This window comes from Phocaeicola sp. (assembly GCF_057861905.1).
Genome location: NZ_DBMACV010000023.1, coordinates 1 through 15,657 on the forward strand (window position 1 = coordinate 1; position 15,657 = coordinate 15,657).

Below are 15,657 nucleotides of genomic sequence, written 5' to 3' on the forward strand. Positions count from 1 at the left end.
GATTATTGTTTGTAATACTTTGTAATTGAACACTATAAAGTTACAACAATTTTCGCTAATCACCAAATTTACAAATAGTTATAATTCATCGAACTCACGTTCCTTAAATATTATACCTATTATACCTTTTAAAAGCCATTCTATTCGATGGTGCAAAGTTATTCAGGTAAGGAAGAAGAATCAATCACCAAAATTTGGTATTTGTCGGACTGAATTTTCCGGATATAGCTAAAACAGCAATACCTAAATGTTGGTATTATGCTGTTTTAGTCGAATACTTTGAAGGTATATCCTTGTGCCAGCAGCCACTCTATAGAGCGGGGAAGGGCGTATTTCATACGTGGTTCCGACTTGATAGAATCGTGGAAAGTGATGATGGATCCGTTGCGGACATAACGCTTTACGTTTTCGAATACCTGTTTTCCATTTAAACGCTTGCTGTAATCGCGGGTCACCAGATCCCACATCACAATGCGGTATTTCCTTTTTAGCACCATGTATTGCAGCCACCGCATATGTCCGTGTGGAGGGCGGAATAAATCTGTATGCAGATATTCGTTGGCTTTATCAGTATTGGCAAGATAGTTTTTGCTTAAGAATTCAAATCCTCTGATATGGTTGAATGTATGATTCCCGATGCGGTGTCCTCGTTCTACTACCATGCGGAACTCTTCAGGATGCTTGCGTACGTTGTCGCCTACCATAAAAAAGGTAGCCTTAATACCATATTTGTCGAGCAAGTCGAGAACCCATGGTGTTATTTCGGGAATAGGTCCGTCGTCGAATGTCAGATAAACAGATTTTTCATTCTTGTTCATACGCCATAATGCACTTGGGTATAGCAGGCGTAATATCTGGGGTGGTTGTTCTATTAGCATGATTCTGATGTGCCACGAAAAAGAAAATCACAGAGGGAACAGCTTATAAGGTTACAAGTTCTGTCCCTCTGTGGTTTTATGAAATAGTGTTATATTATAATCTTTATTTACTTTCCGGATGTGTACTACCTACACGGCGTTCCAGTAATTGATAAAGTTGCTCGAACTTCTGTGCATAATGAGCAGCCGATTCCAGTTCCTTGCCAGTCTTGGCATCTTTCAGATTTGCCAGAGATTTGCATACGTCATCCAGAATATAGAAGTGACGCATACATTCTTCGTACGAGCCGGCAAAACGTTCTTCGTCAAGGCTCAGATACCAGCTTGCATACTCTACAGAATTGTTTGCCAATTGTTCAAGTATATTTTCTGCTTTTTTGGTCTGTCCCAATTGAGCATAATCGTCTGCCATTTCCTTCGAGCTGCTATAAATATAGTCGTGACGAACGGTCGTACTAGGAATAACCTTTTCGCAGTAGTCCAACACTTTTAGTGCTTTATCTGCCTTGCCTTCTTTTATCAGTTGGCTGGCAAGCTGGACAAACAAGCGGCGATGTGTATCACACATTCGGAGTACCGTTTCATCCAGATAAATATCAGGATTGTCGATACCGCCAAACTTAAATTTGGTCATCAGGTTGGTGTACATCTTTTCGCTATCGATACGGCGTCCTAACTTGACATTATCGAAAGGAGTGATACGATAAGCAAGACCTTCCTGCAAGAAATTGTTTGTCAGATTCAGCTGATTTTCGGTTCCTACTGTGATAGCCATATACATCGGACGTTCCCAGTTGGTATTAGCAAGCATTTCCAGCATCATCAATTCGCTCTTATATAACAGACGTTTACCTTTCAGCGAAATAGTCATATAATCAGGAATTGAATCAGGAGTCAGCATACCGGAGCGTTTGATAGCTTCTTTATCCAGTTTGATAACAATACTGTCTGTCGGAATCATCTGTAAACCTTCTTTCGGCGAGCGTACCCAGTATTTCAGGATATTCTTCAGTTCGTACGGGTTATCACCAAATTCTTTCTTGGCTTCTTCCGGATTTTGCTTGTAGAAATTGTTTATAGTTTCCATTGCTTCCGGACGTACATATACAGCTTCGTTGTGTCCTTGTACATAATCTATACGTTCCCAGTTGATAGGAACCGACGGAGAATCGTAAGCTGGACGGCGCATCTGGTCGATGTACCAGTCTGTTTGCAGGTAACTGAGGTTACATACACGTACATCGGTGCGGAATCCTTCTGTTTCCTGATTATACCAGAGCGGGAATGTATCGTTATCACCGTTGGTGAATATAATCGGGTTACCTTTGTCCTGTACGGTGCTCAGGTAGTTCTGTCCGAAATCACGGCAGGTATAACGTCCGCTACGGTCGTGATCATCCCACGTCTGACTTACCATCTGTACAGGTACCAGCAGGCAGACGATGCTTGCCAAGATTGCTGCCGGTTTTTCGCTCATACGCTTGCTCAGCCATTCGGAGATAGCGGCTACACCCAAACCAATCCAGATAGCAAAGGCATAGAACGAACCTGCGTATGCATAGTCACGTTCACGCGGTTGCTGAGGTGTCTGATTCAGATACAGAACGATGGCAAGTCCTGTCATAAAGAACAGGAAGAAAACAATCCAGAACTGCTGTATGCCTTTCTCTCCTTTGTATGCCTGCCAGAATAGACCAATCAGTCCCAGTATCAGCGGCAGACAATAGAAGACGTTATGACCTTTATTGTTCTTCAAGTCGGATGGTAACAGACTTTGGTCACCTACAAGATACTTGTCGATGAATGAAATACCTGTAATCCAGTTACCATGTTCTATTTCTCCTTGTCCCTGAATGTCATTCTGACGTCCTGCGAAATTCCACATAAAGTAACGCCAGTACATATAGTTCAACTGATAAATAAAAAAGAACTTGATGTTATCCCATTGTGTCGGAATCTTGACCATCAGCATTTCTCCACACTGGTCGTAAGGAACTTGGCGTCCTTCTACTCCTCCCAGCCAATCTTCGTAAGCCTTGGCGTGATCGGAACTCCACATACGTGGGAAAAGCATGTTCTGTGCATACTTATATTCCGTTTTATTACGTACAACCTCGTAACTGTCTTTTTCATCCGGGCGCTCTTTTTCTTTGCGCTGGTATACCGGTGCACCTTCGGTCATATCGTAAGTACATCCGCCATCTACTTCTTTCAGTGCAATTTTTGAGGCATACGTTTGACCGTAGAATAACGGGCGTGTACCATATTGCTCACGTCCCAGATACTCACCCAGTGTAAAGATATCCTCAGGTGAATTCTGGTCCATCGGGGTATTTGCTGATGAACGGATTACAATTACGGCATACGAAGAGTATCCTACTACAATCATCATCAGGCAGAGCAGAGAGGTATTCAGTGTACGTGCGCTTACACGAAGTTTTTCGGGCAGGTCGGCAAACAAATAAATGGCCAATATAACCAATACGATGATGCCAATCAGTACACTGCTCCAGCCGTGTCCGTAAAATGGAATACCTACCAGACCCACAGTTGTGAGGAATGAGATATTCATGAGTTTGCGGCTACGGACTGTATAGCTTTCGTATACTCCCCATATGATGCTGGCAGCCAGTATGATAATGTAGATAATCAGTCCGGTATTGAATGAGAATCCCAGTCCGTTTACAAACAAGAGTTCAAACCATCCACCTACTTTTACGATACCCGGTACGATACCATATAATACAGCAGCTACGAGTACCATGGAGCCGATAAGTGCTATCAGACTACCTTTCAGGCTGGCATTGGGGTTTTTCTTGTAATAATATACCAGTACAATTGCCGGAATACATAGCAAGTTCAGCAGGTGCACACCGATAGAAAGTCCTGTCAGGTAAGCAATCAGGATTAACCATCGGTCGCTATGGGCTTCGTTTGCCCGGTTTTCCCATTTCAGTATCAGCCAGAATACCAAGGCCGTAAACAAGCTGGAGTATGCATATACTTCACCTTCTACCGCGCTGAACCAGAATGTGTCACTCCAGGTATAGGCAAGTGCGCCTACCAGTCCTGATCCCATGATGGCAATCAGGCGGCCTGTTGTCATGTCTTCTTCTCGCGGACATATCAGCTTTTTAGCCAGACAAGTAATGCTCCAGAACAAAAACAAGATACATGCTGCACTCATCAATGCACTCATGGTATTTACCATGCGGGCTACTTGCGAAGGATCACTTGTGAACTGGCTGAAAAGATTAGCCGTAAGCATGAAGAAAGGTGCGCCGGGCGGGTGACCTACTTCCAGTTTATATCCTGTTGTAATAAATTCGGGACAGTCCCAAAAGCTGGCGGTTGGTTCTATCGTAGAGCAATATGTAAAAGCTGCAATCACGAACGCCAGCCACCCGACCAGATTGTTAATCTTGTTGTACTGTTTCATGTGAGTTATTTTGTTTCTCATTAAAGTTCATTGTCCGCAAAGATAGTGATAATCTTTTTTCTCATTGCAGATTACACGGATTTTCATGGTTTTTAGCATATTGATTTCACTCTTTATCTTTTTTATCCGTCATTTTTATTCATGAAGGCTTGACCTTTTTGCAAGAAAAGGATAAGGAGGAAATTTTATAAAAGAGGGAAAAGTAAAAACGAGTTTGTTGTTTATTTAGTCGTGATGATGACTTTTCAATACCCGATGAGGCAGGTTGCCATGTCCCAGTAATTCAATAGGACAACCGAAGTGCTCTTCCAGCCATTCTGTAGGAATTTCCGTATCGGGATGATAATCCAATGTGCCATTCACACAGGCTATCGATTTGACATTCTGTAATACTGTACCAATATCGTGACTGACTAAAATAATAGCTCGTTCCTTGTTTATTTCCTCTAAAAGAGAATAAAGTTTTGCTTCAAAGCGCTTATCTATATACGTATTGGGTTCATCCAAAATCACGACCTGAGGATCTGAAACCAGTGCACGGCCTAATAGTGCACGTTGTAATTGTCCGCCGCTTAATTGTCCGATAGCTCTGTTTTCCAGACCTTCAAGTCCCATGCGGGTTATGATAGCTCGTACTTGTTCATGTTGTTTGGCAGTGAACGAACGTAATAAGGATTTTTGTTTGTTCAGTCCGGATAATACGACATCGTATACAGAGATAGGAAATTTCTTATCGATAGAGTTATATTGTGGCAAGTAACCCATACTGATTTCTGGTACTTGCTTTCCTGCATTGTAGAAACACATTTCCCCCGAAATAGGATGAAGTAATCCAAGAATGATTTTTATCAAGGTTGTTTTTCCTCCACCGTTAGGGCCGATAACTCCCAGAAAGTCCTTTTCGTATACCGTCAGATTGACATCATCCAGCACTTGCTTACGTTCGTATGCTGCATAAATATGATTTAATTGTATAATTGGCTGTTTGTCCATAATACTCTTTATTCGCTTAAAGCCTTTGCTACTGTTGTCATTTCTTTCTGCCATTTATAACTCAACGGGTTGATGGATACAATTTTGGCTCCGGTTTCCCTGGCTATAATTTCGGCATTGCGTGTGTCGAATTCCTTCTGAACAAAAATAACTTGTACCTGTTTTTCTTTACAGCGGCGGATTAAAGCCTGTAAATGAGCGGGTGAAGGTTCCTTTCCTCCTTCTTCGATACAGATTTGTTCCAGTCCATAATCGCGTGCAAAGTAGGATAGTGCCGGATGATAAATAAGAAAGGCACACGATGTATTTTGCAGGAGGGTATGGATTTCGTTGTCAGTACGTGTTATCTCTTGCTTTAACTTTGCCAGATTTTCTTTGTAATATGCTGTGTGGTCCGCATCCAGTGTACACAATGCATGGAAAATATTGTCAGCTATGATATAAGCATTTTGGGTAGAACTCCATATATGAGGCTCTACACCGCCGGGATGCGAATGGTTGCCATGATGAATGTCATCTTCTCGTATCAGGTTTACGCCTTCCGATAGATTGAAGAATTTAACATTCGGTGCATTACTTTGGAGCTTCTCAGCCCATACTTGTTCAAAACCAATGTAACCGATGCGCAGGAATGCCACGCTTTGACTCAAAGTAACAAGTTGTTGTGGAGTCGGATCGTATGTTTCTGGATTACTTCCTTCCGGTACCATGCTGGTTACTTGAAATTTATCTCCGGCAATTGCTTCTGTGAAATAACGGAGTGGTTCAATGCTTACTGTCAGGGTAGCTTGTTGCGTTTGTTGCTGTCGGCTGCTGCATCCCATTAATACAAGCAGATTTAGAAAGAGTATGATATATTTTTTCATAAAATTACCACTAATTGTGTTTGGCAAAGATACGAAAAAATCTTATTTGCCCGATGGGGTGTTAAGGTTGTCGGGTGACTCTTTGTATTGAGTTGGAGTAATACCTGTGTATTTTTTAAAAGCTGTACTGAAATATCGGCTTGTTGAGAAACCGGTACGTTCGGCTATCTCAGTCATATTCAACTCTGTTTGCCGAAGCAATTCCATTGCTTTTTCTATACGAAGCTTGTTTACATATTCGCTGGCTCCCATACCAGTCAGAGCTTTTAAACGGTTATATAATGACGCGCGGCTGATGCCTAATTCCTGACTGATAAATTCTACATTTAACTCATCGTTTTCCATATTCTCAACGATGACTTTATTTAGTTTGAATAGGAATGCATCGTCAACCGAAGTTATGGGCTTTTCTGTTTCGGCAGTTATAGAATTGTGTGTGTATTTTAACCTTATTTGTTCACGTAAATAAAGCCGGTTTCGTACGTTTTCCAGAAGAGAATTGATCTCAAATGGTTTTTCCATATAGGCATCAGCTCCGGTTTTGTATCCATCCAAATGGCTTTGTTCGTCAGTACGTGCTGTAAGCAGGATAACCTGAATATGGTTAATATTCAGATTTTCCTTGATTCTACGACATAGTTCGTATCCATTCATTTCTGGCATCATAATATCGCTGATAACAATATCAGGAATTTCTTTAAGAGCTATTTGAAGAGCCTCTTTCCCGTTTGAGGCAATGTATAAGTTCTTAAAATTGTCTTTCAGAGCTTCCGTTACCATTTGCCGGATACTTTCATTGTCATCGACAAATAGGCATGAATAGTCTTTGGTATTTATTGAGTTGGCTATCGGCGTATATTTCTCTTCTTCTGGAGCTGCTTCTGTGAGAACATTCAGATATTCACGTGGAGGGCAAATTTCGGATGATTGGGCATGGACAGGTAATTCATACCAGAAACATGCTCCCTTGTCGGGATTGTTGTATACACCTATTTTTCCTTTATGCATTTCTACCAGAATTTTAGAATAGGAAAGTCCAATTCCACTTCCGTTCCTTTCGTTCACACCTTGATAAAAACGTGTAAAGAGTTTCTCGGTATCTACTCCTTGCAAACCGGGTCCTTGATCAATGACGGAGATTCGTACCGATTGTTTGTCTTCGGTCAATTCTGTACGTAGCGTGATGCTGCTATCTGTAGAGCTATGTTTAAATGCGTTTACTATCAAATTCGTAAGAATGATAATATGGCGTTCCTGGTCGAATTCTACTTCTCCTATTTCGGGCGACAGGTCATAGAGTATAGTGATATGCTTATCTTCTTCCTCGTATTTGAAATCAGTTGCAATTTCCTTTATCCATTCATTCAGTGGATAAGATTGTATATTAAGTTTACTTTGCTCTATTTCCATTTTTCTCAGGTTCAATACCATATTCAGTAGTTCCTTCATTCGTTTGGACTGTTTCAGAATACTTCTGAGGGTAGGATATATAGGATTATCCTGAGGTATTGTTTTTACCAGTTGGTTCAGTGGTGTATAAATCAGTGTTAGAGGTGTACGCAATTCATGATTGATATTTATCAGAAAGCGTACCTTTTCTTCATAGATTTTCTGCTTATGCTCTTGTAAATCAGCTTTCATCCGTTCTTCTTTGCGATTTAACAAATAGAGAATGAACGCAATAAGCAATGCTGCGGCCAAGAGTATCCATAATAAATTGAACCACCATGTCTGATACCATACGGGCGGAATATGGAGAGTGATGACTTGCTGTGGAGTAGTCCATGAGCCATCTTTAGTGCTACAGGAAACCGAAATATGATAAGTTCCGGGAGTAAGTGAGCGAAGTGTCAGTTCAGGAAGTTTGCTGTCTGTGGTTGATTCTTCCTTACCGTCAATATACCATCGGTATACCTTTTTCCTGAAAATATTACTTTCGTAAGCCATCACCTTTATAATGACCGTTTTGTTGTCGAAAGACAAATCGAGAGAATTCTCATCTTGGTCGATATCGGACAGATAACTTTTATTGTTACTGATAATGTCTGTTAGTTTGAGTTTTGGAGAAGTAGGGATGGTGATGCTACTTTTATTACCATCAATATACAACATGCCGTTAATACCTCCCAAGTAGATATCACCTTGTGGAGAAGCCCATACTGCCTTTTTTAAAAATTCATTATCTTCGGCACCGTCAGATTCGTCTAAGGAAATAAGTTTATTTTCATTGTCAAGCCATACAAAAAGTTCTTCATTGGTTCCTATCCATACTTGCTGGTGCTGATCGGAAATAAGAGCGGTGATTTTTTTTAGTTGAGGAGCATCTATCTGTGTTTCCAATTGTGTAGAAGAATCATATCGGAGAATTTTATCACTAAATCCAATCCAGAAAATACCTTTTGCATTTTTTGTGACACATTCTATATAGTTTTCTTGGGTCGAGGTATAAATAGTTTCTATTTTGTTGTTGCGATGGTCTATGGTATAGATGTGCTTTAAATCATATAAATAAGTTTTTAAACTATCATATCCGATAGGTAGAGTTTGTCCTTCAATTGAAATTTGGCTGTCACTCAATTGTTGTAGTCTTCCGCTTTTCAAATAATATCTATATATTTCAGACGAAAGCAATAACACTGATTCTGTTTCATCTTGATATAGATTGATTCCTTTTCTACCATATAATGCTATCTGATTGATAACGGCACTACCTTCGTTGATAGGACGTATTTTCCCTGTTTGCTTATTAAAGAAAAATACCCCTTTTGAAAATAGAGAAATAAGCAATTCTTGTTGGGAATATCTGCAGAGAGATACAACTTTTTCTCCATAAGTAGCTGGATAGTGTATAAACTGCTTAGTATGTGGATTAAAACGATTTACGCCACCTCCGTCTGTTCCTATCCATATGTCCTCAGACCCTGTTTCTTGGAAAAAACTAAGTATAGCTTTTTCACTAAGTCCATTGGTATATCCTAATGGAACATCTGAGTATGAATGTACAATGTAGTGACGAATGTTAATAAGTCCTCCTTTAACACTTCCTGCCCATGTATTTTCTTGTCCGTCGCGTTGGAACAGACTTTGTATGGAATTTATGGGTAATGAGTTTTTATCGCCTGATAAATGTTTTAAAATTTTTACATTCCCTGTTTGAGGATTAATAATATTGATCCCTCCGCCATCGGTTCCAGCCCATATCTTTCCCTCATGTTCACTTAGGCATAAAACGACATTATGGCTTAGTTTTTGATTTTCGGTATTATAAATTGCCTGAATGTTACCTTGCCGGTCGAAACAAGTTATACCTCGGTTGTAGGCTGTAATCCATATATATCCTTTGCGATCTATTAGAACTTGGGTAATTTCTTTTTCATTGGGTAAAGGAGATTCTTTTCTCTTTCCACTTTGTATATCAAGCAGGATTATACCTTTCCACTGGCTGATACAGAGTAGAGTATGATTGTCCCATGGTATTATTTCACGTATAGGGAAAGAGTCAGTCAACTTGAGATGCGTTAATGTTTTTATCTGCTTTTTACGATAATCGTATTGGTAAAGATTAGCGTAATCAGCCAGTAAAACTTGTTCAGGCAATTTACAAAATGCCGTAGCTTTGATGATGTTTCCATTTTCGTCCAATACTGGAGTGAAATGATCTGTGTTTCGCTGGTAGTTTACAGTTCCGTTATTTGTTAGGATCCAAAGATTATGTAAACTATCTTCTTCTATTTGATAAATTTCATTGCCTGGTAAAGAAAAAGGGTTTCCTTCTTCATGAAAATAACTCTTTAGTTCGTAACCATTAAATTTGCCAAGCCCTTGTTTGCTACTGATCCATACAAAACCATTTTCTTCTGCATAGATATGTTGTATATAGGGTGGAAACCCATCCGATATGGACAATTGCTTATATAAGTACTCATCTGCTTGTATATTTGTTGGTATTAGCAGGAGAAGTATAAAATAAAGAAATTGTATAGTATGGACTTTCATAGCGTTTGTAAAACTTTGAGGACAAAAATACTAAATTTGGTTGAAATAGATAATAGCTTGTATAATTTTCTAAAAATGGGATTTCCTCGGTTTGGGTCTTGGTGCATTGGACTGTCTTCTTTAATGATTGGTGACTCCTCTTCCATTTTTGTCTAAATGTTGTTCGATTTTGATTAATTAGCTTATTCTCTTATACAGAAATATGCTTTTATTGATTTTTAGAAATAAATTATTGATTTTAGAACATTGAAGAAAACTGAATATCTCATCTTTGCTATACAAAATTTGAGTTTATTAAACCGCGGTATTAAAACGTTTATTAACTTTAAAACTATGAAACAAATACAATTTAAGGTGCATTCGGTTTGTATCTTCTTAATGCTCTTGTTAATAGTTCCATTTGGAGCTTTTGCTCAACAAGGAATGATTACAGGACAAGTTGTTGATGAAAAAGGTGAAAGCATAATTGGTGCTACTGTCCAAGTAAAGGGTACTTCGGATGGTACAATTACTGATTTCGATGGTAACTTTTCTTTAAAAGGTAAGGTTGGTAATACACTCGTAGTTTCTTATGTGGGTTATTCAACTCAAGATGTGAAAATTTCTAAAATGACAGGAAACCGTATTGTGTTGAAAGAAGATACGGAAGTTCTTGATGAAGTTGTAGTAGTAGGTTATGGTACTGCGCGTAAAGGTGATTTAACTGGTGCATTAACTACCATGAAACCGGATGCTAATGATGCTGCAAAAGCTACTTCACTTGATAATCTCTTGTCAGGAAAAGTTGCTGGATTGGTAGTTAGTGCTTCTTCTGCTATGGCAGGTTCTGCATCTTCTATCACAATTCGTGGTGCCAGCTCTTTACGTGGTGATAATCAGCCATTGTATGTTATTGATAACGTGCCGCAAGCTTCTGCAGGTGAATTTGCTTCTTCTGGTATCAGTGGTGACTTTCAAATTAATCAGGATCCTCTTGCTTCATTAAATCCGTCTGATATTGAGGATATTACAATTTTGAAGGATGCTTCTTCTACTGCTATTTACGGTTCTCGTGGTGCAAACGGCGTCATCTTGATTACGACTAAGAAAGGTAAACAAGGTAAAGCAAAGGTAAATGTTTCTGCTAACTTTACAATAGCTGAGCCATCAAAACTGATGGAGATGACTAATCTTTACGAACATGCAGCTTACATCAATTCACGTATTTCGAATGGTCAATATCCTTTCTATATTGTTGGTGACGAAGTGAGATATGTATACAATGATGCTTTGGCAAATTATGATCCCAATAATCCGGAAACTTATCATATAATTAGTTATCGTAATTGGCAGAAGGAGATTTATACATCTGCTTTTTCTCAGAATTATTCATTGTCTGTAAGTGGCGGTAGTGATAAAACAACCTATTATATTTCTGCAAACTTCAAAGATATCAACGGTACTGTAAAGCAGACCGGTTTAAAACAAGGTGACTTGCGTGCTAATATCGGTATGGACTTGTCGAAAACTGTACACTTGAACATGACATTGAGTGGTTCTCTTCGTCAAAATAACATGATGGCTGGCGGTAGTACATTGGGTGGTTCTACAACAGCTATTTCTCGTACTGCTCTTGATTATGCTCCGTTTGAAATGCCGGAAGATGACCCTTCTTTTAGTTCTGAAAATAAGACAACTATATTCAGTTGGTTGAATGACTATGTGGATGTTGCTAATGATAAAACATTCAATGCTTCTATGGACTTGTCCTGGAATATTGTGAAAGGTTTGCGTTATAACTTGCGTGTGGGTGGTAACTTGAACATGAATGACCGTAAACGTTGGTATGGATTACAATTGTATCAAGGTATGAATAATAATGGTTACCTGGCACTGACAAATTTGAACAAAAGTAACGTTACTATTGAAAATGTATTGAACTATAATACCAAACTGGGCTCAATTGCAACTTTGGATGCTACTGTGGGTGTAACTTATGATGATTATAATTTCTTGAATGAAAATACGAATGGTACTCAGTTTACAATGTTCGATTTGAGAGAAAACGGACTTCATATGGCTGGTAATGTACAGCACTTAGCTCCGACTCAAAAAGACTATCAGTTACTTTCTTATCTGGGACGTCTAAACTTGACTTTCCTCGACAAGTATTTGATTACAGCTTCCTTACGTGCCGATGGTTCTAGTAAGTTTGGTAAAGGAAACCGTTGGGGGTATTTCCCTTCAGCTTCTGTTGCATGGCGTATGGAACAGGAAGAATTCCTGAAAGATGTTGATTGGTTGAATCAGTTGAAGGTTCGTTTAAGTTATGGTGTAACAGGTAACCAGAGTATCGATCCTTATTCTACATTCTCCATGTATGGCTCAAATGGTAATTATCATTATGGAAATGGAAATGGTGAACAAGAATCTGTATTACAGATTACAAATTTACCAAATGATGGTTTAACTTGGGAGAAAACATCTTCATGGAATGCTGGTTTCGATTTTAGTCTGTTGCGCTCACGTTTGAGTGGTACACTTGATTTCTATGTAAAACGGACAAATGATTTGCTTATATCACGCTCTTTACCGGGCTCTGCAGGATTTAGTTCTACCTATTATAATCAAGGATCATTGGACAACAAAGGTATAGAATTCTCTTTGACTGCTCAGGTTATTGATACAAAAGATTGGAAATGGAGTATTACAGGTAATATTGGAAAAAATAAGAGTAAGATTGTAAATCTTGGTTTGCTGCCTACTGATTTTGGGTGTTTAGGTGAACGTATCGGTTATTATGGAAATTCACTGGGTGATCACTTTGGCGTAGGACATGTATTCTTGCAAGGTGAAGCTCCGGGATTGTTTCTGGGGTATGTTACACAGGGAATCGTACAGCCCGAAGATATTACAGATCAAGGTGTGAAATTTATAAAAGAAGATGGCTCCATTGGCTACTATAAAGATGTAAATGGAAGCATTCCTGCTGCAGGAGATATTAAATTTGTAGATAGAGATGGCAATGGAACTGTAAATACTTCTGATCGAGATATTATCGGTGACCCGAATCCTGGATTTACATATGGTTTCCAGACTTCTTTGTCTTGGAAGGGATTGACCTTAAGTGCTGCCTTTAATGGTGTGCAAGACCGTGATGTCATCAATGTAAATAACCGTTATATCAATACTCCGGGACAGAAGGCTGGTGCAGTATCGAAGAAAGCTTTCGAAGGTATGTGGACACCTGAAAATCACTCAAATTTGTATCCTTCTTCTAACTTTATTGTTCAGAACATGGTAATGGATCGTTACGTAGAAGACGCAAGCCACTTGAGATGTTCAGATATTACATTGAATTATGCACTTCCTTCAGCATGGATGAAGAAAATCGGTTTCCAGAATACATCGATTTTTGCTTCTGTAAAGAATGCATTTATCATTACAGATTATAGTGGATATGATCCTGAAGTTAACAGTTTTGCTTTCGATGGATTGCGTCCGGGTGTAGACATGAGCTCTTATCCTACTCCTCGTCAGTTTGTATTTGGACTGAATGTAACATTCTAATAAATTGGATTTAAATAAAGATTATATTATGAAACTATATAAATATTTGATATTATCTATAGTAGCGGCTTCCAGCTTTTCGTCTTGCTTGGATGAGGATCCGTTATATTCACAGAATAATACAGTCGTTTTCTCGTCTGAATCGAGTGCGCAGTTGGCTTTGCTGGGATGCTATGCGTATATGACTTCTACATCGGCGTATGGTCAGCATTATCAGGAAATTCCTATTAGCGGTGCCGGATTCGCATGGTCGAAACGTAGTGGTAGTGATGGTATTGTTTCGTTGCAGGCACTTTCAAGTGACGGATTGATTTCTACTACCTGGAATGGAATGTACAAAGTGATTTCTGAAACCAATGCCTTCCTGGAGAATTTGGCATCCAGTGGATTGAGTGATGATATTAAGAACCAGTATGGTGGTGAAGCGAAATTCCTCCGTGCCATGGCTTATTATAATTTGGTATCTCTTTGGGGAGATGTGCCTTTGAAAACTGTTGCTTCTACTTCAGAGGGTATCTCGATGCCTCGTACTCCGAAAGAGCAAGTATTAAATCAGGTTGTGACAGACTTGAAAGAAGCTATGAGCATCAGTGAAACTTCTGAGGTTGGACGTGTCAATTCGTGGGCTGTAAAGGCATTTTTGGGAAAAGTGTACTATCGAATGGCAAAGCTTGGTATTGATACTAACAATAATCTGAAAAATGCGAAGGAGATGTTCGATGAAGTTTATAACAAGCATGTATATGAACTGGAAAAGAATTTTGCAGATTTGTTTGGTGACTGGGTGACTACCTCGAAAGAAGCTATTTTCCAGTTGAACTTTGCTTTGAACTCTCCTTCTTGCTTTAACCGTGCCAGCAATCGTTTCTCACCGACAGGTTCAACACCGGGTGTATGCTGGAGTACATATCGTGCGACAAAAGCTGCTTATGATATGCATCAGGGTACTTATCCGGATGATCCTCGTATAGCTGCTACATTCTTGACTGTACATAGAGATCGTGGAGGAAACAATAAGCCAGAACCTAAAGCTCAGGTAGGCGATCAACCGTCGGCAAACGATTCTGTCTATTATTATCCTTATTTTACATATACTGTTCAGAGAGATACAAAAATGGTAGATGGTAAAGAGGTAGCTGTATACGATTCTATCTATAAAAATGGAAAAGCTGTTGCTGCGAAATTGTATGTAGGTAGATTGCCTTATGAGAAATTTAAAGATCCAACTAATCCGGATTTAAATTATCTGAATAATCTGAATGAAGCAGATGGTAAGACTCCACAAGAAAAAGCATATATTAAAGCTTTGAAGGGTATACAGAAAAAATATGCAGAGAGGGGTAATCAGAAGGCATGGCCTGCTCACATGAAGTTGTATGATCCTAACCAGCAGGGAACTTCTTCTCATAAGAATCTGATGGTATATCGTTATGCTGAGATGTTGTTACTGATGGCTGATGTGTATAATGAACTTGATAATACTTCGAAAGCTATTCAACTGGTAGAAGAGGTACTGAAACGTGCACGTGAATCAGCTGGTGGTAACGGCGTTGAACCGAAGGCATGGTCTCAACAATTGACCAAGGATCAAGTCAGTGAAAAGATTTATTTCGAGTTCTTGTTCGAACTGGATGGTGAACCGTCAATGTATGAACTACTTCGTATCAAAGGTACTGAGTACTTGAAGAAAGCTTTACAATATCATAATAATCATGAGTTTACAAAGGCTTCGGATGCGTACTATAAGACTGCTGCTCAGAAATGGACCGACCGTCTTTATAATGAGGGTAATCTGACAGAAGACTTTCTGAAGAAGAACTTGTTATTACCGATTCCTGATACGGAAAGAGATGCAAATCCGGGTATCACGGATAATAACTTTGGTTATTGAAAAGCTATATAATTGGAGTCTGTTGAAAAATAGCCTGATTGTTGG

General features: G+C 39.2%; 7 protein-coding genes and 1 pseudogene. 2 read left to right on the forward strand and 6 right to left on the reverse strand.

Translation table 11 applies throughout. From position 1 onward, the window contains the following. Positions 1 to 266 precede the first annotated feature (266 nt). The 6 genes and pseudogenes from ACZM60_RS06390 to ACZM60_RS06415 all read right to left on the reverse strand — a co-directional run. A complete protein-coding gene (locus tag ACZM60_RS06390) occupies positions 267 to 878 on the reverse strand; it encodes a polysaccharide deacetylase family protein (RefSeq protein ID WP_340319928.1) in 612 nt (203 codons plus the stop codon). A 103-nt stretch (positions 879 to 981) separates the two neighbouring features. After that, a complete protein-coding gene (locus tag ACZM60_RS06395; RefSeq protein ID WP_021971627.1) occupies positions 982 to 4,317 on the reverse strand; it encodes a glycosyltransferase family 117 protein in 3,336 nt (1,111 codons plus the stop codon). Positions 4,318 to 4,542: 225 nt separating this feature from the next. Next, entirely contained in the window at positions 4,543 to 5,310 is a 768-nt protein-coding gene (locus ACZM60_RS06400; protein ID WP_021971628.1) for a metal ABC transporter ATP-binding protein, read from the reverse strand. 8 nt (positions 5,311 to 5,318) lie between these two features. Beyond that, a complete protein-coding gene (locus ACZM60_RS06405) occupies positions 5,319 to 6,176 on the reverse strand; it encodes a metal ABC transporter solute-binding protein, Zn/Mn family (protein ID WP_489521077.1) in 858 nt (285 codons plus the stop codon). Between the two features lie 42 nt (positions 6,177 to 6,218). After that, positions 6,219 to 9,818 (reverse strand): hybrid sensor histidine kinase/response regulator transcription factor, encoded by a 3,600-nt coding sequence (locus ACZM60_RS06410; protein ID WP_489521088.1) that lies wholly within the window; start codon positions 9,816 to 9,818, stop codon positions 6,219 to 6,221. A gap of 54 nt (positions 9,819 to 9,872) precedes the next feature. Further along, positions 9,873 to 10,172, reverse strand: a pseudogene (locus ACZM60_RS06415) (two-component regulator propeller domain-containing protein); the annotation flags it as partial. A 333-nt stretch (positions 10,173 to 10,505) separates the two neighbouring features. Between ACZM60_RS06415 and ACZM60_RS06420 the strand changes: the two are divergent. Both ACZM60_RS06420 and ACZM60_RS06425 read left to right on the forward strand, forming a co-directional pair. Then, complete coding sequence (locus tag ACZM60_RS06420) at positions 10,506 to 13,721, forward strand: SusC/RagA family TonB-linked outer membrane protein (protein WP_489521078.1); 3,216 nt, start codon at positions 10,506 to 10,508, stop codon at positions 13,719 to 13,721. Positions 13,722 to 13,749: 28 nt separating this feature from the next. Next, on the forward strand, positions 13,750 to 15,612 hold the full coding sequence (locus ACZM60_RS06425; protein WP_489521079.1) for a RagB/SusD family nutrient uptake outer membrane protein: 1,863 nt from the start codon (positions 13,750 to 13,752) through the stop codon (positions 15,610 to 15,612). The last annotated feature ends 45 nt before the right edge of the window (positions 15,613 to 15,657 follow it).

What these genes read in the sequence shown, in the direction of transcription:
- ACZM60_RS06390 (WP_340319928.1), bottom strand. Translation starts at nt 878, where the DNA reads ATGCTAATAGAACAACCACCCCAGATATTACGCCTGCTATACCCAAGT.
- ACZM60_RS06395 (WP_021971627.1), bottom strand. Translation starts at nt 4,317, where the DNA reads ATGAAACAGTACAACAAGATTAACAATCTGGTCGGGTGGCTGGCGTTC.
- ACZM60_RS06400 (WP_021971628.1), bottom strand. Translation starts at nt 5,310, where the DNA reads ATGGACAAACAGCCAATTATACAATTAAATCATATTTATGCAGCATAC.
- ACZM60_RS06405 (WP_489521077.1), bottom strand. Translation starts at nt 6,176, where the DNA reads ATGAAAAAATATATCATACTCTTTCTAAATCTGCTTGTATTAATGGGA.
- ACZM60_RS06420 (WP_489521078.1), top strand. Translation starts at nt 10,506, where the DNA reads ATGAAACAAATACAATTTAAGGTGCATTCGGTTTGTATCTTCTTAATG.
- ACZM60_RS06425 (WP_489521079.1), top strand. Translation starts at nt 13,750, where the DNA reads ATGAAACTATATAAATATTTGATATTATCTATAGTAGCGGCTTCCAGC.